Consider the following 23,175-nt stretch of genomic DNA (forward strand, 5'->3'; position numbering starts at 1 on the left):
CTCTCGCTGCTACGGGACGATCTCGATGACGTGCCGGCGTCCCGCGTCGGCCGGCAGGCGCACCGCCAGCGACCCGGACCGGCCGGGACGCTCGACGGCCAGCAGGGTGAACAGCTCCTCGCCACCGGCCAGGGCGCCCGGCCACCGCAGGGCCAGCCGGAAGCCGCCGCGCTCGTCGGTCAGCGTGCGTTCCCGCCAGGGCACCGCGTCCTGCCCGGCGGTGCCCTCGGCCGACACCAGCGCGTTGGGCACCGCCGCGCCGGAATTCCCGTCGAGGACCGCGCCGTACACCACGCGCACGCCCGGTGGGTGGGCGAACGAGGCCGCCGGCAGCAGCCGCACCAGCCTGGGCGTGGCCGGCGCCTCGGGCGGGCTGGTCTCGTCGTAGGGGTGGGTCAGGAACTCGACGCCGACCGCGTCCGAGGCGAACGGCTCGCCCTCGGCCGGGTACAGCGCCTGGAAACCCGGCGCCTGGAACCGTGCCCGGAACCGGGTGGCGGCCGGCAGCCGGCGGCCAAGGCCCGGGAAGGCGATGGCCGCGCTGGGTGTGCGTACCGGCGCGACGTCCGTCGGCTCCCAGACCTGGCCGTCGAGCCGGTCGAGGGCGACGGTGACGCCCGCCGAGGTGACCCGGCGGGCGAACTCGTCGTAGGGCACGAACCAGGCCGGGCTGTGCAGGACCGACCGCTCGATCGGCAGGAAACGTGTCATGGCAACGGGTTTCCGTCCAGTTCGCGGCTGTGGACCACCTGAAGCCGCGCCACGTCGAGGGAATCCAGGTTCACCACGCGGATCTCGTAGTTCAGCGAGAGCCGGTAGGGCTTCTGGATCGCGTACCAGACCCAGGACTTCTGGTCGAGCGTCAGCGGGGTCAGCGTGACGTGCAGGGCGTCGACGCCGCCGGCGAGACTGCCCGCCAGCTCCTCGCCGTCGAGGATCGCGTCGTCGTAGAACGACTGCAGCGCGCGGCCGATCATCCGGTGCTGGGTCAGCTGGTCACCGCCCCACGGCGTGACCAGGTAGCGCAGCAGCAACGCCATCGGCGGTTTGCTCCTGGTCGGCGGGTCCGGCGGCAGCGAACGCACCGGCGGACGGTTGCGCGAGGTCGGGTCCTCGGCGATCTCGTAGAGGAACACCGTGAGCTTGGGCTGTTCGGTCTGCACCGGCTCGGACAGGTCGTGCAGCTCGGCGACCGGGTCCGGCGGCTGCGGGCTCAGCCCGGCCAGCGCCCGGTTCAGCCGGCCGACGACGATCGACGAGACATCGGCCACGACACCGAAATCCCCCATGCGGTCCTCCCCGCGCCGTCGCTCCGGAACCGGGCGACGCGGCGCAGGGGCAGGATTTCAGCTGTGGCGTAACGAATCCGCCGCGCGGCCGTCGCTCAGGCGTCACCGCGCCGTTCCTCCGGCGAGCGGAGACGATGTGACAACGCCCCGGTGACAGTCACGAGTCATCCTGCGTGGGTGGACCCACCGGAACAGCACAGCGGCACGTCCAGCGGCACGTCCAGCGGTACTCCCCACGGCACCCTGATCGTGCGGGCCTGGCTGGAGGACGGCCGGCCCGACAGACTCCGGGTGCGCATCCTGTCCACGGTCGGGGGTCAGCCGGCGCCCCCGCTGGCGGCCAGCTCGGTCGAGGCCGTCCAGACGGCCGTTCGGGAATTTCTCACCCGATTAGCCAACATTGCCGAAGATTCTCGGTAACGAATGCCGACCTGTGCGCGAACTAGTTCTGTGGCAAGGAGTTTCGGCGGTTCGTGGCGCCCTGGGGGAAACGGGATGCGCGCACAGGATCATCAGGCCGTGACATTGCGGCTGCTCAAGGGTTTCGCCCTGCTCGTGGGCGAACGACGGATCACGCTGTCGGCCAGCGCCCAACAGCTGCTCGCGTTCCTCGCGTTGCAGGACCGGCCCCGCACCAGGACCTACGTCGCCCGCTCGCTGTGGCCCGAGGCCACCACGACCCGGGCCAACGCCAACCTGCGGTCCTCGCTGTGGCGGGCGCTGCGCAACGAACCGGAGCTGATCCTGGCCTCCTCCCAGGAGATGGCGCTGGCCAGCTTCATCGACGTGGACATCCACGCCTCGGTCGCCCGAGCCCACCAGCTGCTGGACCGGACCTGCTCCTGCGAGGACATCCTCAACCGGCGCACCCGCGAGGACCTGTCCTGCGACCTGCTGCCCGAGTGGTCGGACAACGAGTGGGTGCTGCTGGAGAAGGAGCAGTACCACCAGCTTCGGCTCTACGCGCTGGAGGCGATGGCCGACCGGCTGACCGGCGCCGGGCGCTACGGCGAGGCCGTCGCCGCCGGGCTGGCCGCCGTACAGGCCGAACCGCTGCGGGAGAGCGCCCACCGCGCGCTGATCGACGCGCACCTGGCCGCCGGCAACCGCGCCGCCGCCCAGGACCAGTACCAGCGGTGCCGGCGGGTGCTACTCGACGAGCTCGGCCTGGAGCCGACCGAGTCGCTGCGCCGGGCGTTGGCCCCGGCACCGAACGCCCGGTGAGGTCGGTACGGTGTGGCGGTGAGTGACTACCTGTTCGCGGGCATCCCGGTGAACGACTACCCCGAAGCGGTGGCCTGGTACGGAAAACTGCTCGGTTCGCCACCCGCGTTCCACCCGCACGACACCGAGGCGGTGTGGGAGATCGCCGACAACCGCGCGGTGTACGTGGTGCTCGACCGGAAACGCGCCGGGCACGCGCTGATCACCGTGATCGTCGACGACCTCGACGCGCGGCTGGCCGCGATCGCCGAGCGGGGCCTGGAACCGGCACTGCGCGAGACCTACGACAACGGCACCCGCAAGATCACTTTCCGGGACCCGGACGGCAACGAGTTCGCCCTCGGCGGCGTGCCAAGCTCCTAGGGTTCCCGCTCCTGGGGTTCGCGCAGGCGCACCAGCATCTCCTGGCCGGCGGTGGCCAGCAGCGCGCCGTCACCGCCGTACAGCGACGCGAAGCCGACCGCCCGGCCGCCGCCGGAGGACGGGCTGCGGCTCTCGTGCAGCACCCACTGGTCGGCGCGGCCGTCGCGGTGCAGCCACATGCTGTGGTCCAGGCTGGCGGTGCGGATCATCGGGCGGGTCACCCCGTGCAGGTGGAACGCGCCGTGCAGGATGCTGAAGTCCGACAGGTACACCAGCAGCGCCCGGTGCAGCAGCGGGTCGTCGGGCAGCGGCGCGGTGATCCGCATCCACACCGCCGACTCCGCCCTCGGCGTCGGGTCCCCGGCCGGTGGGCAGGCACGCAGTTCGACCGCCCCGGCCGTCGCGGCGCCGTCGGGGGCGACGTGGAACGGGGTGCGCCCGGCCAGCCCGTCCGGCCCCGGCCTGGCCGGCAGCGGGTCCTGGTGGGTCAGGCCGTCCTCGGGCGGGCTGAACGAGGCGATCACCACGCAGGTCGGCTCGCCGTCCTGGACGGCCTCGATCCGCCGGGTGGCGAACGAGCGGCCGTCGCGGATCGTGGTGACCGCGAACCGGAACGGCGCCGATGGCCGGCCGGGGCGGACGAAGTAGGCGTGCAGCGAGTGCGCCACGGCCGGCGCCGGCACGGTCAGCGAGGCGGCCACCACGCACTGGGCCAGTGTCTGCCCGCCGAACACCCGCCGGGCCGGCAGGGCGGTACTGGTGGCGGTGAACAGGTCGGGCCCGAGCCGGCGCACGGCCAGCGCGGCCACTAGTTCGTCCACTGTGGACGATCCGGAGCGGTGGGCCAGCCAGGCGTCGGTGTCCGGGGGCGCCACGGCCCTCACGCGGGTCCCAGCCGCGCCGCGCGCAGCGCCGAGCGGCGGACCTTGCCGGCCTCGTCGCGCAGCGGGTCGGTGGTCAGCTCGTAGGCTCGGGGCCGCTTGTACGGGGCCAGCAGGGTGGCCAGGTGCGCGTCCAGGTCCTCGGCGCGCACGTCGCCGCCGGCCTCCACGATCGCCACCACGCGGTGCCCGAGGTCGTCGTCGGGCAGGCCGATCACCGCGCTGGACCGCACTCCGGGGAACGAGTCCAGCGCGCCCTCGACCTCGGCCGGGTACACGTTCGCGCCGCCGGTGACGATGCAGTCGGTTGACCGGTCGTCCAGGTAGAGGTAGCCGTCCTCGTCGTGGTGGCCGAGGTCGCCCAGCGACTCCCAGCCCTCGCGGCTACGCGGGGTCGCGCCGACGTAGTGGTAGGTCGAGCCGGGACCGCCGGCCGGCATCAGGAACACCTCGCCGACCGTACCCGGGCCGACCGGCGCGCCGTGCTCGTCCTGGACCTGGAAGCGGGACCCCCGGATCGCCCGGCCGACCGAACCCCGGTGGGCCAGCCACTCCCGGCCGGTGATCATCGTGATGCCCTGGCTCTCGGTGCCGGCGTACACCTCGACGACCCGGTCGGGCCCGAGCCAGTCGATCCACTCCTGTTTGAGCCAGGGCGGGCAGGGGCCGCCGACGTGCAGCAGGGTGCGCAGCGACGACAGGTCGGCCCCCGCGCGGACCTCGGCCGGCAGCCGCCAGATCCGGTTCATCATCGTCGGCACCAGTTGTACCCAGGTGACCCGGTGGCGGTCGATCAGGTCGAGCACGCGGGCGGCGTCGAAGCGGCGCATGACGACCAGCCGGTGCCCGCAGAACAGCCCGCGCATGGCGTAGATGAACGCCGCGTTGTGGTACAGCGGGCCGACCACGAGTTGGACGCCGTCGGCGTGCAGGTACTCCACCACCGGGTTGTCCGGGTCGTACCAGGGGTGGTCGTGGCTCACGATCAGCTTGGGCGAACCGGTGCTGCCGCCGGAGGTCAGCGCCTTCCAGTAGGTCGGCACGCGTTCGGGCAGCGGGCCGCCGTCGCGGCCGGTGGTGTCCGGCTCGTCGTCGACGACCAGGGCGGGGCGGGCGAGGTCCAGGACGCGGTCGCGTTCGGCGGGCGGCAGCCTGGGCGAGAGCGGCAGGGTGGTGCCGCCGAGTTTCCAGACCGCGACGCAGGCGCGGATCAGCGCGGGCGAGTTGGGCAGTCCGATGGCGACGGTGGTGTCCTGGCCGGCGCCGCGCGCGGCGTACTCGCGGGCGAGCCGGTTGGTGGCGGCGTCCAGTTCCGCCCAGGTCATGGTGTCGGCGCCGGTCTCGTCGAGCAGCGCCGTGCGGTCCGGGCGGGTGGCGGCGAAGTGGGCGAACAGGCGACCGATCGGGAGTTCCTGGCCCACGGCGTCCTCCTTGACACGGGTGTGGCCGGACTTACTATTTGCACTGTGCGTGCATCTTAATCCCGGACAACTATTGACACGGATGTGATGCGACTTACTATTTGCACCATCAGTGCAGATACTTCGACCTCCGGCGAGAGGGACCTGACATGGGTGATCACCTGCTTGAGGTCGACCAGCTCCACCTGGCCATCGGCGGCACACCGCTGCTCGCCGACCTCTCGTTCACCGTCGCCGAGGGCGAGGTCGTCGGCCTGGTCGGCGAGTCCGGCTCCGGCAAGACCCTCACCGGGCTCACCGTCATGGGCCTGCTGCCACCCGAGGCCACCGTCGAGGGCACCATCACCTTCGCCGGCACCGACCTGCTCACCGCCAGCCCCGACCAGCTGCGCCGGCTGCGCGGCAACGAGCTGAGCATGATCTTCCAGGAGCCAAGGGCCTCACTGCACCCCGCGCGCCCGGTCGGCCGGCAGATCCTGGACGTGGTGGCCGCGCACGAGAACGTGCCCAAGGCGCAGGCCGTCGACCGCGCCTGCGACCTGCTCTCCCAGGTCGGCCTGCCCAACCCCCGGCGCACCCTCACCGCCTACACCCACGAGCTGTCCGGCGGCATGTGCCAACGGATCATGATCGCGATGGCCCTGGTCTGCCGGCCCCGGCTGCTCATCGCCGACGAACCGACCACCGCGCTGGACGTGACCATCCAGGCGCAGATCATCGACCTGCTGCACCGCCTGGCCGAGGAGCGCGGCCTGGCCGTCCTGCTGATCAGCCACAACCTCGGCGTGGTCAGCGAACTGTGCTCGCGGGTGATCACCCTGTACTGCGGCCAGGTGGTCAGCGACACCCGCACCGACAACCTGCTGCGCCGCCCCCGCCACCCCTACCCGTGGGCCCTGCTCCAGGCGTCCACGGTGGACCTCGACAGCGACGACACGCGGGAGTGGACGGGCATCGCCGGCGCGCCGGCCAACCCGGCCCGCCCACCGGCCGGCTGCCGGTTCCACCCCCGCTGCCCGCACCGGCGCGACGCCTGCGTCGAGGCCGTACCCGACCTGGTCCCCGACGACGACAACGGGCTGACCCGCTGCCTGCGCCACCGCGAGCTGGAGCTGACCGGGGTGCCGGCGTGACCGGGGACGCCCTGGCCGTCGAGGACCTGGTGGTCTCCTACGGCAACCGGCGCGACCCGCTGCGCGCGGTGGACCGGGTGACGCTGCGGGTCGCCAGGGGCGAGACCTTCGGCGTGATCGGCGAGTCCGGCTCCGGCAAGTCCACCCTGGTGATGGCGATCGCCGGCCTGCTGCCGGTGGCGCGGGGCCGGGTGCGGATCGCGCCGCGCGGCGGGGACCTCACCGACGCACCCGGCTCGGTCGGCCGCGACGGCCAGGTCCAGGTGATCTTCCAGGACCCGATGCTGGCCCTCTCACCGAGCCTGCCGATCTGGCGCAGCGTCGCCGAACCGTTGGCCCCCACCAGTTTCCGGGTGCCGACCCGGCTGCGGGCGCGCGCGGTCGAACTGCTGCGCCAGGTCGGGATCGGGCCGGAGCTCGCCGGGCGCGGACCCGCCCAGCTCTCCGGCGGACAGCGGCAGCGGGTCACCATCGCCCGCGCGGTCGCCGCCGACGCCCCGCTGGTGATGTGCGACGAACCGGTCGCCGCACTGGACATCTCGTTGCAGGCCGGCGTGTTGCGGCTGCTCGACGACCTGCGCGAGCGCAACGGCCTCACCTACGTGTTCGTCTCGCACGACATGACCTCCATCGCCCGGCTCGCCGACCAGGTCGGGGTCATGTACCTCGGCAAGCTCGTGGAGGCCGGACCCGTGCGGGCCGTGCTGCGCGAGCCCCGCCATCCCTACACCCAGGCGCTGATCAGCGCCGTACCCACCGTGTCGTCGCACGCCCGCGCCCGGCGCCGGGCACTGCTGCCCGGGGAGATCCCGGACGCGCGGCGACCACCGTCGGGGTGCCGGTTCCGCACCCGCTGCCGCTTCGCCCAGGAGCGCTGCGCGGTCGAGGAACCGGTGCTCGGTGCCGGCGAGGCGCACCAGGTCGCCTGCCACTTCTGGCCCGAGATCCGCTGAAGCACGAAGGAGTGCACGATGCCAGCTCCCCTCCCCCGGCGTGTCCCGGCGCGCCCACTCGCCCTGGCCGCCACGCTCGCCCTGGCCCTCACCGGCTGCTCGGCCCAGGCCGGCGGCGGCGGGACCGGCGGCGGTTCCGGTGAGCCCGACCCGCAGGGCACCCTGACCATCGTCCACGGCTCGACCCCCAACCAGTTCGACCCGTGCGGCACGCTGTCGGGCTCGGAACTGGCGTACATGACGGCCATCTACGCGCCGCTGCTGCGCACCGACCCGGCCACCGGCGAGCTGTCCCCCGGCATCGCCACCGAGTGGCAGACCTCGCCCGACGGGCTGACGCTGACCCTCACCCTCCAGGAGGGCCTGACCTTCCAGGACGGCACCCCGCTCAACGCCGAGACCGCCGCCCAGAGCATCGACCAGTGCCTGGAACTGGGCAACCAGACCGTTCCCGGCCTGTCCGGGGTCACCGCCGAGAACGCCACCACCCTGGTGTTCACGCTGGAGCAGCCGCTGTCCGGGCTCGTGGACCTGCTCGGCAGCCGGCTCGGGATGCTGGCCTCACCGGCCGCGCGGGACAAGTCCGGCGCGTCGTTCGGGTCGACGCCCGTCGGCGCCGGGCCCTACCAACTGGCCGACTTCGTGCCCGGCAGCTCGGTGCGGCTGACCCGCTGGGACGGCTACCGGCAGGCCGGGCCGCCGCCCGGCAAGGCCGCCACGATCAACGTCTCGATCATCACCGACCCGTCGGCGCAGGTCGCCGCGCTCACCGGCGGGCAGGCCGACTTCGGCTACCGGCTCGAACCGCCGGTGGTCACCTCACTCACCGACCAGCCGTCGGTCACCGTCAGCTCCGACATCGGCGTGGCCATCGCCGACCTGAACGTCGACCGCAGTCAGGGACCGCTCCAGGACGTGCGGATCCGCCAGGCCATCAGCTACGCCATCGACCGCCAGGCGCTGGCCGAGACCGGGTCGGAGGGCCTGACCGACGTCGGCGCCGTGCAGCCCTACCCGCCGGGCCACCCGTACCACATGGACGACCTGGACGACGCCTACCCGCACGACCCGGACAAGGCCAGGGAGCTGCTCGCCGAGGCCGGGCACCCGGACGGGCTGACGCTGCGGGGCGTGTCGCTGGACGGCAGCAACTTCCAGAACACCGGCGTGATCGTCGCCGACCAGCTGGCCAAGGTCGGCATCGAGGTCACCTTCGACGCCAAGGCCCTGCCCGACGCCACCAAACGCTTCTACACCGACCACCAGTACGACATCTTCTCCACCGGCATGAACTCCGGCCCCGACTGGATGACCATCTACCGCCGGCTGCTGACCACGTCCTCCTCCGGCAACGCCGGCAAGGCGCCGATCCCCGACGGCGACGCCGCGGTCGAGGCGCTCAACGAGGCCACCACCGAGCAGGACCTGCTGGCGGCGCTGCGCCGGGCCAACGAGGTGCTCCAGGAGCAGCTGCCGATCATCCCGCTGTTCTACACCCCCTACGTCGCGGCGTGGACCGACCGGGTGACCGGCGGCAAGGACGCGTTCGCCATCAACGGCGAGGCCGACTTCACCGCGCTCGGCGTCACCTCCGCCGGCTGATGCGCACCGACACCGAGGAGGTCACCGGCCTGGCTGACGAGCCGGTCGCGGACCCGCCCGCCGCGAACCGGCGGCGCGGCCGGTTCGCGGCGGGCGGGATGCCCCGCTTCGTGCTGCGCCGGCTGCTGCTGTTCGTGCCGACCGCCGTCGGCGCCGGGCTGCTGACCTTCCTGCTGGTGAAGATCATCCCCGGCGGCCCGGCCTACGCCCGCCTCGGCGAGGAGGCCACGCCGGAGGCGATCGCCGTGGTGGACAAACAACTCGGGCTGGACCGGCCGGTGGTCGAGCAGTTCACCAGCTGGCTGGGGCGGGCGCTGACCGGCGACCTCGGCGAGTCGTTCCAGACCGGGCAGCCGGTGTCGAACCTGATCGCGCTGGCCCTGCCGGTGACCCTGGAGCTGGTGCTGCTGGCGATCATCGGCACGATCGTGGTGGCGGTGCCGCTGGGCGTGTACGCGGCCAAGCGGGCCGGGCGCCGCTCGGGCCGCTGGGTGCGCACCGTGTCCGGGGTGGGCCTCGCGGTCCCGGACTTCTTCCTGGCGCTGGTGCTGATCAGCGTGTTCTCGGTGGGGCTCGGGCTGCTGCCCCGGCTGGGTTATCCGAGGTTCACCGAGGACCCGCTGGGCAACCTGTACCACGTCGTGCTGCCGGTGCTGCCGATGATCCTGGGCGGCAGCGCGATCGTGATCCGGCAGGTGAGCGCGGCGATGGTGGACGCGCTGGCCAGCGACCACACCCGCACCGCGCGGGCGATGGGCCTGCCGGAACGCGTGATCACCTGGCGCTACGCCTTCCGCGCCGCGCTGCCCACGGTGCTCAACGTCGTCGCCCTGCTGGCCCTCGGGCAGCTCGGGGTGACGCTGGTCCTGGAGAAGATCTTCGTGCTGCCCGGGATGGGCAGTGCGCTGGTCAACGCGATCGGCGTGCGGGACTACACGCTGATCCTGGGGATCGTGCTGGTGTACGTGTTGATCGCGCTGGTGGTGAATCTCGTGGTGGACATCATCAGCGGGCTGGTCAGCCCGGCGAGCCGGGGAGCGTGACCGATGCCTCGCGCACGCCCGTCCGCCGGGCTGATCATCGCCCTGACCGTCCTCATCGGACTCCTGCTCGCCGCCCTGCTCGCCCCGTGGGTGGCGCCCTACGACCCACTGGCCCAGAACCTGGACAACCGTCTGGCCGGACCGTCGGGCGCGCACCTGCTGGGCACCGACCAGTTCGGCCGGGACGTGCTGAGTCGGCTGATCTGGGGCGGGCGCAACGCCTTCGGCGGCGTGGCGATCGCCGTCGGGGTGACCTTCGTGGTCGGCGTGCTGTGGGGCACGGTCGCCGGCTACTGGCCCCGCTACGCCGGCACGACGCTGATGCGCCTGGCCGACATCATGATCGCGTTCCCGACGATGGTGCTGGCGGTGGCGATCACCGGCTCGCTGGGCGCCGGGCTGGTCACCTCGATGGTGTCGATCGGCCTGGTGCTCTCGCCCAACACCGCGCAGCTGACCCGCTCCGGGGTGCTGGCCGTGCGCCAGCAGCAGTTCGTGCAGAGCGCGCGGCTGTCCGGGGTGCGCACGCCGGTCATCCTGGCGCGGCACGTGCTGCCGATGGCGCTGCGGCCGGTGGTGGTGCAGCTGACCATCTACACCGGCCTCGCGTTCGTCATCCAGGGCGTGCTGTCGTTCCTCGGGCTCGGCGTGCCCAAGCCGGCACCGAGCTGGGGCAGCGACCTGTCCGACGCCTACGCCCAGATCCTGTCGGCCCCCGCCCAGATCGTCGCGCCCGGCGTGCTGCTGGGGGTGGTCGTGCTGTGCGTGTACCGCGTCGGCGACGCCCTGCGCGACCGGATGAGCACCGGGGTCGTGCGCACGGAGAGGACCGAGGATGACCTCATCGTCGCCTGAGGGGCCGTTGGCCGGGCTGGTGGTGGCCGACCTGTCGACCAGTGTCGCCGGACAGTACGCCGGGCGGTTGTTCGCCGCGCACGGCGCGACGGTCGTGCTGGTCGAGCCGCCGGGCGGCACGCCGACCCGCCGGCTGCCACCCCGCTGTCCCGACGGCGACTCGTTCCTGTTCCGGCACCTCCACCACGGCAAGCGCCACGGGAAGCGGCCGGCGCGGGTCGACGTGGTCCTGCGCGACCCTGGCGAGCCGCCGGAGCCGGCCGGGGACGTGGTGGACTGCGAGATCGGTGACTTCCCACCCGGCCCGTACGCGCACTGGCGCGGCGGGGAGATGGTGGCCCAGGCGCTGGCCGGGGTGATGAACGCGACCGGCCCGGCCGACCGCCCGCCTGTCTACGGGCTGGGCCGGCGCGCGTCCTACGCCACCGGCACCACCGCCTACGTCTCGGCGCTGGCCGCGCTGCACGAACGGCACCGCTCGGGGCGCGGGCAGCGGGTCCGGGCGACGGTGTTCGAGTCGACGCTGGCGATGGCGCAGAACCTGGTCAGCCAGTACAGCTACAACGGCACCGCCGAGACCCGCGCCCGCTACCCCGGGTTCCTGGCGGTGCTGCGCTGCGCGGACGCCTGGGTGGTGCTGTTCGCCATCCGCAACTGGCCGGCGCTGTGCCGGGTCTTCGACCTGGAGCAGTTGCTCGACGACCCCCGGTTCGACACCGCCGGCGACCGGCTCGCCCACTGGCCGCTGGTCGTGGACCTGTTGCGCGCCAAGGCGTCCGGCCTGCTGGCCGACGACGTGGTGGCCGCCTGTCAGGCCGGGCGGGTCAGCGCGGAGAAGGTCACCGGCCTTGGCGAACTGGTGGCCTCCGAGCAGTGGCGGACCCGGGGCCTGCTGCACACGGCCGGCGGCGAGACCGCCCTGCGCGGACCGTTCACCCTGGACCCGAGCCCGGCCGCGCCCACCCGGCGGGCGACCGCGCGGGGGCGGGGGCCGCTGGCGGGGGTGCGGGTGCTGGAGTTCACCACGGCGTGGGCCGGGCCGTTCGCCGGGCGGTGCCTGGCCTACCTCGGCGCCGACGTGATCAAGATCGAGGCGCCGAGCCACCCGGACTCGTGGCGCGGGACGCGCGCGGGCGGCGCGCGGTTCTACTACCCCGACCTCGATCCCGGCGACGACCCGCAGAACCGCAACGTCCTGTTCAACTCCCAGAACCTCGACAAGCGTTCGCTGGCCCTCGACCTGAAGCGGCCCGGCTCGGCGGAGGTGCTGCGCGACCTCGCCGCCACCGCCGACGTGGTGCTGGCGAACTTCACCCCGGGCGTGCTGGACCGTCTCGGCGCAGGGCACACGGCGCTGCGTGAGGTCAACCCGGCGATCATCGTGGTGGAGATGCCGGCGTTCGGGCCCGGCGGGCCGATGTCGGGCCACCAGGGCATGGGCAAGACGATGGAGCCGGCGTCCGGGATGACCGCGCTGATGGGCTACGCCGACGGCACGCCGGTGCTCACCGGCCCGGCCTACCTGGACCCGACCGGCGGGCTGAACGCGGTCGCCGCCGTGCTGACCGCGCTGGTGTCCCGCGACCGCACCGGGGCCGGCGGGCGGCTGGAGGTGGCGCAGGTCGAGGCGGCGGCGCACTGGATCGGCGAGTACGTGCTGGAGCAGGTGGCGACCGGCGACACCTGGCACCCGGACGGCAACACCGCCCCCGGCCACGCCCCGCACGACGCCTACCCGTGCCGGGGCACCGACCAGTGGCTGGCGATCGCCGTCGGCGACGACGCGACCTGGCGGGCGCTGTGCGCGGTGCTGGACCGTCCCGACCTGGCCACCGACCCCCGGTACGCCACCGCCGACGCCCGCTACGCCAACCAGCACGACCTGCGCGACCCGATCACCGCCTGGACGTCCACACAGGACAAGAAGACCGCAGCGGACCTGTTGCAGGCCAACGGAATCCCGGCCGCTCCAGTCCTCGACGGCGCCGACATCGCCACCAGCCCGGCGGTCCGCGATGCCGGCCTGGTGGTGGCGCTGGACCACCCGAGGGCCGGGCACCGCGAGTACGGCGCGCTCGGCTTCCGGCTCGACCGCACCCCCGGCGGCCACCGCCGTGCCGCGCCGCTGTTCGGCCAACACAACGACGAGGTCCTCCACGAACTCGGCTACGACGACACCCGGATCGCCGCTTTGCGCGCCGACGGCGCGATCGCCGACCGGCCGACCGCCGACACCGACACCCCGACCAGAACGGTGCGCACCCCATGACCCCTTCGCCGATCGAGTACACCGCCGCCCAGCGGGAGTTCCGCGCCGAGGTCCGGGACTGGCTGGCCGCCAACGCCCCCGCCGAGGTCCGCGGTCTGCGGGTACCGCGCGGACCGTCCGACCTGGACGAGCGGCTGGCCGCCTGGGCCGCCACCCTCGCCGAGGCCGGCTACCTGTGTGTCGCCTGGCCGACGGAGTACGGCGGGCGGGGCCTGACCGGCGTCGAGGTGTCGATCATGAACGAGGAGTTCGGCCGGGCCGACGTACCCCGGCTGACCAGGGGCATGGGCGAGTCACTGGTCGGCCCGGCGATCATCGCGCACGGTACCGACGAGCAGAAACGCCGGTTCCTGCCACCGATCATCTCCGGGGAACACGACTACTGCCAGGGGTTCTCCGAGCCCGACGCCGGGTCGGACCTCGCCAGCCTGCGCACCACCGGCGTCGTCGACGGCGACGACCTGGTGCTGACCGGCCAGAAGGTGTGGACCTCCGGGTTCTGGAAAGCGAACATGATCTTCGTCCTGTGCCGGACGAACCCCGACGCCCCCAAACACCACGGCATCTCCTACGTCCTGCTGCCGCTGGAACGCGACGGCCGGCCCAACGGCGTCGAGTTCCGGCCGATCACCCGGATCACCGGCAAGGCGCTGTTCGCCGAAACCTTCCTGACCGGCGCCCGCGCCCCGCTGGACAACGTCATCGGCGGCCTGGACAACGGCTGGCGGGTGGCCATGACCACGCTGGGCAGCGAACGCGGCGGCAGCGCCACCACCCAGCACGTCGCGTTCCTGCGGCAGTTCTGGCAGCTGGTCGACGAGGTCCGCGCCCGGGGCCTGATCGGCGACGTGCGCGTGCGCGAACAGCTGGCCTGGGCCTACACCCAGGTCGAGACCATCCGCATGGCCGGCCTGGCGCTGGTCGCCGACCTGGCCGGCGGCGGCACCGGCCGGGGCCTCGGCAACGGCTCCACCAGCAAGATCCGCTGGTCGGAGTACCAGCGGCGGCTGACCGAGATCGCGATGGACCTGCTCGGCCCGGACGCGCTGGTCGTCGGCGACGGCTACGACCTCGACCACTGGCAGGAGGAGTTCCTGGTGACCCGCTCGCACACCATCTGGGGCGGCACGGCCGAGGTCCAGCGCAACATCGTCGCCGAACGCGTCCTCGGCCTGCCCAAGGACCCCGCCCCCGGAGGTACCCGATGAGCCTGGCCACCACGACCGAGCAGCGTGAACTGCGGGCCACCGTGCGGCGGTTCCTGGCCGACCGGATGCCGCTGACCAGGGTCCGCGAGCTGATGGCCACTGACACCGCGTTCGACCGTCAGGTCTGGGACGGGCTCGCCGGCCTGGGCGTGCAGGGTCTGGCGGTCCCGCAGGCCCACGGCGGCGCCGGGTACGGGTTCGGCGAGCTGGCACACGTGGTCGAGGAGTGCGGCGCGGCGCTGCTGCCCGGCCCGCTGCTGGCCACCATCGGCCTGGCACTGCCGGTCCTGCTCGCCGCCGACGACCACCGGTACCTACCCGGTGTCGCGAGTGGACGGACGGTCGCCACCGTGGCCTGGCTCGCGCCGGGCGGCGGCTGGGACTCGGCCGGCGAGTCGCTGACGGTGGCCAACACCGACGCCGGCTGGCGGCTGTCGGGCAGCGCGTCGACCGTGCTGGACGGGCTGGTCGCCGACCTGGTGCTGGTGGTGGCCGGCACGGGCGCGGCGAGCACCGTGGTGGCCGTCGAGTCCGGCGGGACGCGCACCGCGCTGCCCGCCCTGGACCAGACCAGACCGTTGGCGCGGCTGGACTTCGACGACGTGCCGTGCACCCCGGTCGGCCGGGTCGGGGACGGCGCGCGACTGCTGGACACCGCCCTGGACACCGCCGGGACGCTGCTGGCCGCCGAGATGGTCGGCGGCGCGCGGGCGTGCCTGGACATGGCCGTCGGCTACGCCAAGGTCCGCGAGCAGTTCGGCCGGCCGATCGGGCAGTTCCAGGCCGTCAAGCACAAGTGCGCCGAGGCGCTGGTGGCGATCGAGGGCGCCGAGGCCGCCGCCCGCTACGCCGCCTGGGCCGCCGACGAGAACCCGGCGGAACTGCCGGTGGTGGCGACGCTGGCCAAGGCCTCCGCCGCGCAGGCCTACTTCCGGGCGGCGGCCGACAACGTGCAGATCCACGGCGGGATCGGCTTCACCTGGGAGCACGACGCACACCTGTACTTCAAGCGCGCCAAGGCATCGCTGATGTTGTTCGGCGACGTCGGCGCCTACCGCCGCCGCCTGGCCGACCGCCTCGGGCTCTGACACCGCGCTGAGAAACGGAGAAACGCATGCAGACCTACGAGTCCATCCTCGTCGACCGGGACGGCCCGGTCGGTGTCGTGACGCTCAACCGCCCCGAGGTACTCAACGCCTGGGACTGGCTGATGTCGGCGGAGATGAACCACGCCTTCGGCGTGTTCGACGACGACGACACCGTCCGCGCGATCGTGCTCACCGGCGCCGGCCGCGCGTTCTGCGCCGGCGCAGGCCTGCTGCCCGCCGGCCGCACCTTCGACGGCTCACTGACCCGCGACCAGGCCCAGGCCCGCTACCCGGACTCCGAGGGCCGCCAGGCCGACCGGCTGCGCACCCCGGTGATCGCCGCGATCAACGGCGCGGCCGTCGGCGCCGGCATCACGATGACGCTGCGCACCGACATCCGGTTCGTCGCCGCCGACGCCAAGCTGGGGTTCGTGTTCAACCGCCGGGGCGTGATCCCCGACGCCGACCTGCTGTGGAGCCTGCCCCGGCTGGTCGGCTACGCCCGCGCGATGGACCTGCTGCTCACCGGCCGGATCTTCACCGGCGCCGAGGCCGCCGAGGCGGGGCTCGCCTCCCGCGCCCTGCCCGCCGGCGAGGTGCTGGCCGCCGCGATGACCGCCGCGCACGACATCGCGGACAACGTCGCCCCGGTGTCGGCGGCGATCACCAAGCTGGTCGCCCGGCGCTTCCTGGAGGAGACCGACCGGCAGGCCGCGCTGGAGCTGGAACGGCGGCTGTTCCGCTGGGCCGGCCAGCACGCCGACGCGCCGGAGGGCGTGAACGCGTTCCGGGAGAAGCGCACCCCGCGCTGGACGCTGTCCAAGACCCGCGACTTCCCCGCCGAGCTGCTCGACGAGGCCCGATGACCCTGCCCGGGCTCGAGTTCGCGCCGCTGCGCGCCCACCTCGAGCGCACCCGCCCCGGGATGACCGCCGGCGAACTGACCGGCCGCGTTCTCGGCGGCGGGAAGTCGAACCTGACCTACCTGGTGACCGACGGGACCAGCCGGTGGGTGCTGCGCCGCCCGCCGCTGTGGCACGTGCTGGACACCGCCCACGACATGCGCCGCGAGTACACCGTGATGCGCGCCCTGCACGGGTCACCGGTGCCGGTGCCGGCGATGGTGCTGCTCTGCGAGGACCCCACGGTCCTCGGCGAACCGTTCTACCTCATGGAGTACGTGCCCGGCACGGCGCTGCGCGACCCGGCGCTGCTCGACGACCTCGGCCCCGACCGGCTGCGCGCGCTGGTGCTGGAGACCGTGGAGCTGCTCGCCCGGCTGCACGCCGTCGACATCGCCGAGGTCGGGCTCACCGGTTTCGGGCGGCCGGTCGGGTTCAACCAGCGGCAGGTCACGCGGTGGCGCCGCCAGCTCGACGACTCCCGCAGCCGCGAGGTCCCCGGCATCGACGAGCTGCACCGGCGGCTGGCGGTCGCGGTCCCCGACGGCCGGGACGCCACCGTGCTGCACGGCGACTTCCGGCTGGACAACGTGCTGGTGCACCGCGACCGGGTGCGGGTGGTGCTCGACTGGGAGATGTCCACGCTCGGCGACCCGCTGGCCGACGTGGCGCTGATGCTGCTCTACGCGGAACGTCCGGTGGTGTCCGACAGCGGCCCGCCGCGCCCGCCGGTGTCGGTTCCCGGTCACCCGACGGTGGAGCGGATGCTGGCGCACTACGCTTCGGTCTCCGGCCGGGACCTGTCGAACCTGGCGTGGTATCGCGCGTTCGCCGCGTTCAAGCTCGCGGTGATCCTGGAGGGCGTGCACTACCGGCACCTGCACGGGCAGACCGTGGGTCCGGGGTTCGACCACGTCGGCGCCCAGGTACGGCCCCTGGTAGAACGCGGGCTCGCGCTGCTCGCGTGACGCGGAGCCGAAAGGGACACCGAGTTGAACCCCACCGAACCCGAGGTGAAGACCGACGGCCGCACCCTGCGCGGCGAACGCACCCGCGCGGCGATCATCGACGCCCACATGGCGCTGATGCTGGAGGGCGACCTGCAACCGACGGCGTCGCGGGTGGCCGAGCGGGCGGGGGTGTCGCTGCGCACGCTGTGGGGCCACTTCAAGGACCTGGAGTCGCTGTTCGCCGCCGCCGGCCAGGAAACCCTGCGCATCCAGTACGACGGGTTCGCGCCGGTGCCGCCGGACCTGCCGCTGGCCGAACGCATCGACCGGTTCTGCCGCCAGCGGGTGCGGATGCTGGAGGTCATCGCCGGGGCGTCGCGGGCGGCGCAGATCCGGCTGCCGTTCTCCGCCCAGTTGCGCCGCAACCGGGCCCGCCACAACGAACGCCTGCGGGCCGAGCTGACCGACCTGTTCGCCGAGGAGACCGCCGCCGACCCGGGCCTGGTGACCGCCCTGCTGGCGGCGACGACGTGGCCGGCATGGACGGGCTGCCGCGACGACCTGGGGTTGGACGTCGAGCAGGCCGCCGAGGTCATGCGCCGCACGGTCACCGCGTTGCTCACCCCCACCTGAGAGGACCCCGAGCCATGCAGTTCGCCTACGACGAGCCGACCGAGCGGTTGCGCGCCCGGCTGACCACGTTCCTCGACGAGCACGTGTATCCGGCCGAGCCGGTGTACGCCTCGCAGACCGCCGAACGCGACGACGAGTGGACCACCCCGCCGGTCGTGGCGCGACTGCGGTCCGCCGCGCGGGAGGCCGGTCTGTGGAACCTGTTCCTGCCCGGCGAGGACGGCGCCGGTCTGACGAACCTCCAGTACGCGCCGCTGGCCGAGCTGACCGGCCGCAGCCCCGCGCTGGCGCCGGCCGCGCTGAACTGCGCGGCGCCGGACACCGGGAACATGGAGCTGCTGTCGATCTTCGCCACCGCCGTGCAGCGCGCCGAGTGGCTCGACCCGTTGCTGGACGGGCGGATCCGCTCGGCGTTCGCGATGACCGAACCCGACGTCGCCTCCTCCGACGCGCGCAACATCGCCACCACCATCCGCCGCGACGGCGACGAGTACGTGATCAGCGGCCGGAAGTGGTTCATCACCGGCGCGCTCAACCCCGACTGCCGCCTGCTGATCGTCCTGGGCGTCACCGACCCCGACGGCGCCCCGCACCGCCGGCACAGCATGGTGTTGGTCCCCCGCGACACCCTCGGCGTGGAGATCCGCCGGGGCCTGCACGTGTTCGGCTACACCGACGGCACCAAGGGCGGCCACGCCGAGATCGTGTTCGACGGCGCCCGCGTACCGGCGGGAAACCTGCTCGGCGAGGAACACGGCGGTTTCGCCATGGCCCAGGCCAGGTTGGGTCCCGGCCGGATCCACCACTGCATGCGCCTGATCGGCATGGCCGAGCGGGCCCTTGACCTGATGTGCCGACGAGCCCTGGCCAGGACGGCGTTCGGCCGGCCGGTGGCCGACCAGGGCGTGGTCCGGGAGTGGATCGCCGAGTCCCGGGTGAGGATCGAGCAACTGCGGCTGCTGGTCCTCAAGACGGCGTGGCTGATGGACACCGTCGGCAACCAGGGCGCCCACACCGAGATCCAGGCGATCAAGATCGCCACCCCGTCGACCGTCGAATGGATCCTGGACAAGGCGATCCAGGTCCACGGCGCGGCCGGCGTCAGCCAGGACTTCCCGCTGGCCCACCTGTGGGCCAGCGCCCGCACCCTACGGCTGGCCGACGGCCCGGACGAGGTCCACAAACGCTCCCTCGCCCGCCGCGAACTGGCCCGCTTCACCGGGTGATCGCGGACGAGAAGCCGCCACCCGCCACGCAACCACCGCCACACCGACAACAGCAACCGGGGGAACCCTCAGCAGGGTCTCAGCTATGCCTTGCCGGCCGGTTCAAATGCGCCGACCAACTCGACTGACCAGGACATCGCCCGTCACACACCCAGTCAGGATGCCGTCGACAACCACACGGCTCCCGGTGCGCATCGACCACCACTTGATTGGGTCAAGGGGTCGCAGGTTCGAAGCCTGCCAGCCCAACGTTCGTGAGGGGCCCGCTGGTTCTGGACGAAAGCCCAGGTCGACTGATCCTTCCACTGCCTAATGTTGATCTTTCTGGACTATCCATTGTGGTCTAAATGAAGATTGGCAGGGGCAAGAAGGAGCAATCAACGATTCGATCATGGTTGGGGCTTGACCAAGGGCCATGTGAGGTCGCCTTGTGGGCTCTCCTCCGCCTTCCGTTCTCAACGGGCGTGATCCGCAGGTTCACCGCTGCGGGTCTGGTGTGGTCGCAGTGGGTTGTTGCGTGTGGCCGGGGTGTCGCGGGTGGGTTGATGTCGGGTGTGGGTGGTTGGGGTGTGGTGCGGTTGGTTGATTGCGGCAGATTGGCCGGGGAGTCGCCGTGGGCCGAGAGAGGAGGGCCGCCGTCTCCGATGGGGGAGGCGGCGGCCGTGGGTGGTTGGTGTCAGGCGGCCAGGTCGGTCGCGGTGGCGGTAGAGTGCGCGAGCACTGCATACTCCTTCTGAATTACTTCCCTCACCACTAACCCATTCTTGAATTGACCGTCGGAGTCGTCGAATGTCGATTGAACTGGGTTCGGTAAGGGCTTTATTCTGTTCCGAGCGTTCCCCCAGCAAGATCAACAGGGTCCGGATACTCCCCTGGCGACCGCTTGGACTCCTTACCCAAGGACCCGTCAGAATCAGCGTGCTCACCGGGCCCACGATTGATCCGACGTTCGTTCATGATGAGATCCTCAGGACTACTACCGATACCTCTGGAGCCCGGACGATCAGGACGCTGCACGGTTCCGGACGTGCCCCCAGCAGGATCAACAGTGTACGGATACCCCCCTGGCAACCGCATGGACTCCTTATCCAAGGACCCGTCAGGACCGGCGCGCTCACCGGGCCCACGATTGATCCGAGGTTCGTTCATGATGAGATCCTCAGGACTGCCGATATCCCTGGAACCCGGACGATCAGGACGCGATTCAGGACTCGGCTCGGGCTTGTCGTCGGGATAAGGATGTGGGTTGTCGGCGATCATCGCTGCTCCGGTGTGCGTGCGGTCGTGGCGTCGACGAGGACCCGAATTGGCCATTCGGTGGTCAGCCGAAGGAACTTCGATGCCTCGAGGAAACGCCCGCGTGATTCAGGTGCACGGCTGAGTTGGTTGATTGCGGCGGCATAGATGGGCGGGCTTTCTGTTCCGGTGATCACCGTGGGCGATGGACGCCAATAGTCCGGATGCGCCTTCAGCTCAGCGAGTTGTTCGGCTTGCGTTCTCCCGACAAGATGGAGTCCGCGACGTGCCCAGGATTCGGTGTCGGGGTGTGGCAGGTCGACGTCATGAGAATCATCCTGGAGTAGCGATCGGCACACGTCGACCCATCGGTAGCGACCGGCCTGCCATTCCACTTCTGTGCCGTCGCAAGGTTGTATCGTGCCATTGAGTTGGCCACGCGCCTGGGTGGCAAGGTGGTTCGCGAGAGACTCAGGTTGGTAATGGAGGGCAAGGCTCGGATAGCGACTGTTGACAGCGGTCTCCACCCGGTGCGTTATGGCGCAGTCCAATATCGGCGGTGCCGCGCGTGCAGTAATAGCGGCAATCCATGGCCACGTTAGCGTTGGCGCCGGCATTCCCACCAGGTGCGCAGCAGCCAGTAGTTCGATCCACAGCGTGAGTTCCGGGTCGTTCGCGAGATGCGTTCCGTGGTTGATCGTGCGGAGAACGCAGTGTACTGAGCGGCATCGCTCACTGCAGGCAGCACTTCGTGGTCGTGTCGTAGTGGCTGCAAGGACGGCGCCTGCCGAATATTCTCTATCCTCCCCGAGAGGAACTTGGATTCGCACGGGATGGTCCATGCCGTCGGCGAACGCGGCCGCACGACCAGGTGGGAGGGAGACGAGGTGCCGGGACTGCGCCTCGGTGAGGTTCATGGTGGCACCGACGGTATGCCGGTCGTCGTGCGCGGGAAGCCGATGAACGATCTTGAGCGCGGTGTTCTTGATGACGTCCTGGGTGATCTTCGAGGGGATCTGTTCGGCCACCAAGATACCTTCGCCGTAGGCGCGAGTTTCGGCGAGCAGGGCAGTGAACAGTTCGACGGCCTGGGCGGCCTGACTGCCGGGTGGCGCGCGTTTGAGCAGGCGGTGAGCCTCCTCGATGACGGTCAGGTGACGAAGACCTTGACCGGCACTAATGGGCTGGGTTCGTAGTTGTTCGTACAGTCGGATGAGGACAACGCCAATGAAAAATGCCTTGTCTTGGTCGTTGCCGATGTCCTCAATTTCGAGTACTGTGTTGCGACGCAGCAGGTCGGCGACGTCCAAAGGATGGCCACCCTCGAAGAACCGTCCCGGAGCGCCGAACCGGAGCGAGCCGATGCGGATATCGACGAAGCCACGGACGTTGTCCGTAACCTCTTTTCCGTAGCCGATACGTTCAACAACGTCGACCGCTGCGCGTTGCAGATCGCCCAGGGTCGGGTACTTCGGAGTGACAGCTGAGTTCCTGGGCATGTTGATCGTCGTGTCCCAGCCAACCTCATTATAGCAGCGGGCCAACGCCTGACTCAATACCTGCGGAAAGGGATCGCTGGCATCGAAGGCAGCGAGAAATAGCGCCCGAAGCATGTCAATGTGGGTCTGGAGCGGGAAACCTGGCTCGGGTTCAAGTGGGTTGAGTCCAACCGGAACCACGTCGGGGTCACCAGGGCGGATGACCGTGACCTGATCCGCGCCGATACGTCCGGCCATGCGTGCGTACTCAGCTTTGGCCGGCTCGATAACCAACCACGGGATCGCGGCGTGATACAGGCCCTCGAGGAGATATCGGATGGTTTGGGACTTGCCTGCCCCGGTCGCGCCCGTGACAAACGTGTGCCGGTTGAGTGTACTGTCACTGATGATAAAACTGCCGACACGCTGATGCCCGTCGTCAAGGACGTCGCCGAGCGCAATCGTCTTTCCGGTGTTGCTGGTTTCGGGAGTGACGTCAAAGTCAGTTCGATCGGTCAGATTAATGCCCGGTAGCTCGTGTTTCGGTGGACGAGTCAGCGCAGCCAACAGTTCCGCAGTCGCCGCGAACGGTGACTGCGGCTGATCGGGATCGTCGATGGTCGTGCTCAGGACCTCGTTGAGACCAGTGGCCGCATGTGAGTGCGGGAAGAGGACATAGGGCAGCTCGTCGAGATCACTGGCACTACACAGCAAGGCGGCCGCACGCCGGACGTTGCGGGACCTGGCTCCGCCGATGAGCACGTGCAAGTGCCACATTCCGCTGGTGCGGGCACGGCTCAGCTCGCGGTAGCGCGCCTGCGCCCGCTCCAAGGCGACCCGGCCCGGTTCGGAGTTCTCTCGCTGCCGCAGAGTGGGAATCTGAATCTCCAGGGTGGACAGCTCATCGTCCAATATCGTTGCAGTGAGCGGTTCAGCGAGGAGGAGCCACGTGAACGGCTCACGCAGATGGGTGATGTAGTCGTCGAAGCCGCCCCGCGGTTGCCGCCGTAGCGCCTGGTCCGGGGTCGGAGTCCAGAGCGCATCGAACTGGCCGGTGCATCGGATCCAGGCGGGTAGACTGGTCCAGTAGCGAAGGACTTCGCGCGTGTCGACCATCTCCGCGGTACTGCCTGGCGGGAACAACAGTGCTTCCGGCTCTCCGCCGCTCGTTATGGCGTCCGTAGCCGGCGGAAAGACCGGATGGCCACCATACAAGACATGAATACGAGGGTCGAGGTGTCGCCGTTCCCAGGCCACGACCAGCGTCGCGGCCGTTGGGCTGTCATTGATCAGTTCGGCGTGCGCTGCGGTCAACGCCGCGAACAGCTGGGCCCGCACTGGATCCGACTCCCGGCGATCCTCCGGCGGTCGCGGCACAGATCGCAATCGATAAAGCCGGGTCTCCTCACTGATACGCACCT

The 23,175-nt window shown here is 71.1% G+C and carries 20 protein-coding genes; 14 read left to right on the forward strand and 6 right to left on the reverse strand.

Going from position 1 to position 23,175, the window contains the following annotated elements:
* Positions 1–9: 9 nt before the first annotated feature.
* The 3 genes from BLA60_RS17295 to BLA60_RS46230 form a co-directional block, all read right to left on the reverse strand.
* A complete protein-coding gene (locus BLA60_RS17295; protein WP_075133918.1) occupies positions 10–711 on the reverse strand; it encodes a carboxypeptidase regulatory-like domain-containing protein in 702 nt (233 codons plus the stop codon).
* Entirely contained in the window at positions 708–1,289 is a 582-nt protein-coding gene (locus BLA60_RS17300; protein WP_075133919.1) for a Pvc16 family protein, read from the reverse strand. The genes BLA60_RS17295 and BLA60_RS17300 overlap by 4 nt, the downstream gene beginning before the upstream one ends.
* Positions 1,290–1,453: 164 nt before the next feature.
* The gene (locus BLA60_RS46230; RefSeq protein WP_281257455.1) at positions 1,454–1,588 is read right to left on the reverse strand and encodes a hypothetical protein; all 135 of its coding nucleotides are present in this window, start codon (positions 1,586–1,588) and stop codon (positions 1,454–1,456) included.
* Between the two features lie 220 nt (positions 1,589–1,808).
* Here BLA60_RS46230 and BLA60_RS17310 point away from each other — a divergent pair, with 220 nt between their 5' ends.
* A complete protein-coding gene (locus BLA60_RS17310) occupies positions 1,809–2,513 on the forward strand; it encodes an AfsR/SARP family transcriptional regulator (protein WP_075133921.1) in 705 nt (234 codons plus the stop codon).
* A gap of 18 nt (positions 2,514–2,531) precedes the next feature.
* On the forward strand, positions 2,532–2,876 hold the full coding sequence (locus BLA60_RS17315; protein WP_075134022.1) for a VOC family protein: 345 nt from the start codon (positions 2,532–2,534) through the stop codon (positions 2,874–2,876).
* Here BLA60_RS17315 and BLA60_RS17320 read toward each other — a convergent pair.
* Both BLA60_RS17320 and BLA60_RS17325 read right to left on the reverse strand, forming a co-directional pair.
* Positions 2,873–3,760: an acyl-CoA thioesterase gene (locus BLA60_RS17320; RefSeq protein WP_245812024.1), complete on the reverse strand. Its 888-nt coding sequence runs from the start codon at positions 3,758–3,760 to the stop codon at positions 2,873–2,875. The two genes, BLA60_RS17315 and BLA60_RS17320, sit on opposite strands and share 4 nt — an antisense overlap.
* Positions 3,757–5,178 (reverse strand): AMP-binding protein, encoded by a 1,422-nt coding sequence (locus BLA60_RS17325; protein ID WP_075133922.1) that lies wholly within the window; start codon positions 5,176–5,178, stop codon positions 3,757–3,759. Before BLA60_RS17325 ends, BLA60_RS17320 begins: the two co-directional genes overlap by 4 nt.
* A gap of 149 nt (positions 5,179–5,327) precedes the next feature.
* Here BLA60_RS17325 and BLA60_RS17330 point away from each other — a divergent pair, with 149 nt between their 5' ends.
* Genes BLA60_RS17330 through BLA60_RS17385 form a run of 12 tightly spaced genes read left to right on the forward strand, consistent with a single transcriptional unit; the run spans position 5,328 to position 19,040 of the window.
* A complete protein-coding gene (locus BLA60_RS17330; RefSeq protein WP_075133923.1) occupies positions 5,328–6,311 on the forward strand; it encodes an ABC transporter ATP-binding protein in 984 nt (327 codons plus the stop codon).
* Positions 6,308–7,264: an ABC transporter ATP-binding protein gene (locus BLA60_RS17335; RefSeq protein WP_075133924.1), complete on the forward strand. Its 957-nt coding sequence runs from the start codon at positions 6,308–6,310 to the stop codon at positions 7,262–7,264. The genes BLA60_RS17330 and BLA60_RS17335 overlap by 4 nt, the downstream gene beginning before the upstream one ends.
* 18 nt (positions 7,265–7,282) lie before the next feature.
* Complete coding sequence (locus tag BLA60_RS17340; RefSeq protein WP_075133925.1) at positions 7,283–8,866, forward strand: ABC transporter substrate-binding protein; 1,584 nt, start codon at positions 7,283–7,285, stop codon at positions 8,864–8,866.
* A complete protein-coding gene (locus BLA60_RS17345) occupies positions 8,866–9,909 on the forward strand; it encodes an ABC transporter permease (protein WP_084735018.1) in 1,044 nt (347 codons plus the stop codon). Before BLA60_RS17340 ends, BLA60_RS17345 begins: the two co-directional genes overlap by 1 nt.
* Positions 9,910–9,912: 3 nt before the next feature.
* Entirely contained in the window at positions 9,913–10,764 is an 852-nt protein-coding gene (locus BLA60_RS17350; protein ID WP_075133926.1) for an ABC transporter permease, read from the forward strand.
* Positions 10,745–13,033, forward strand: coding sequence for a CaiB/BaiF CoA-transferase family protein (locus BLA60_RS17355; RefSeq protein ID WP_084735019.1), 2,289 nt, complete (start codon positions 10,745–10,747; stop codon positions 13,031–13,033). Before BLA60_RS17350 ends, BLA60_RS17355 begins: the two co-directional genes overlap by 20 nt.
* Positions 13,030–14,241: an acyl-CoA dehydrogenase family protein gene (locus tag BLA60_RS17360; protein ID WP_075133928.1), complete on the forward strand. Its 1,212-nt coding sequence runs from the start codon at positions 13,030–13,032 to the stop codon at positions 14,239–14,241. Before BLA60_RS17355 ends, BLA60_RS17360 begins: the two co-directional genes overlap by 4 nt.
* The gene (locus BLA60_RS17365; RefSeq protein WP_075133929.1) at positions 14,238–15,329 is read left to right on the forward strand and encodes an acyl-CoA dehydrogenase family protein; all 1,092 of its coding nucleotides are present in this window, start codon (positions 14,238–14,240) and stop codon (positions 15,327–15,329) included. Before BLA60_RS17360 ends, BLA60_RS17365 begins: the two co-directional genes overlap by 4 nt.
* Positions 15,330–15,355: 26 nt before the next feature.
* Positions 15,356–16,195, forward strand: coding sequence for an enoyl-CoA hydratase-related protein (locus BLA60_RS17370; RefSeq protein ID WP_075133930.1), 840 nt, complete (start codon positions 15,356–15,358; stop codon positions 16,193–16,195).
* Complete coding sequence (locus BLA60_RS17375; protein WP_075133931.1) at positions 16,192–17,199, forward strand: phosphotransferase family protein; 1,008 nt, start codon at positions 16,192–16,194, stop codon at positions 17,197–17,199. The genes BLA60_RS17370 and BLA60_RS17375 overlap by 4 nt, the downstream gene beginning before the upstream one ends.
* A gap of 24 nt (positions 17,200–17,223) precedes the next feature.
* Entirely contained in the window at positions 17,224–17,814 is a 591-nt protein-coding gene (locus BLA60_RS17380; RefSeq protein ID WP_075133932.1) for a TetR/AcrR family transcriptional regulator, read from the forward strand.
* A gap of 14 nt (positions 17,815–17,828) precedes the next feature.
* Complete coding sequence (locus BLA60_RS17385; RefSeq protein ID WP_075133933.1) at positions 17,829–19,040, forward strand: acyl-CoA dehydrogenase family protein; 1,212 nt, start codon at positions 17,829–17,831, stop codon at positions 19,038–19,040.
* 1,256 nt (positions 19,041–20,296) lie between these two features.
* On the opposite strand, the gene BLA60_RS17390 is transcribed toward BLA60_RS17385, so the two are convergent.
* On the reverse strand, positions 20,297–23,173 hold the full coding sequence (locus BLA60_RS17390) for an ATP-binding protein (RefSeq protein ID WP_075133934.1): 2,877 nt from the start codon (positions 23,171–23,173) through the stop codon (positions 20,297–20,299).
* Between the last annotated feature and the right edge of the window lie 2 nt (positions 23,174–23,175).

This window comes from Actinophytocola xinjiangensis (assembly GCF_001921215.1).
Taxonomy (GTDB): domain Bacteria; phylum Actinomycetota; class Actinomycetes; order Mycobacteriales; family Pseudonocardiaceae; genus Actinophytocola; species Actinophytocola xinjiangensis.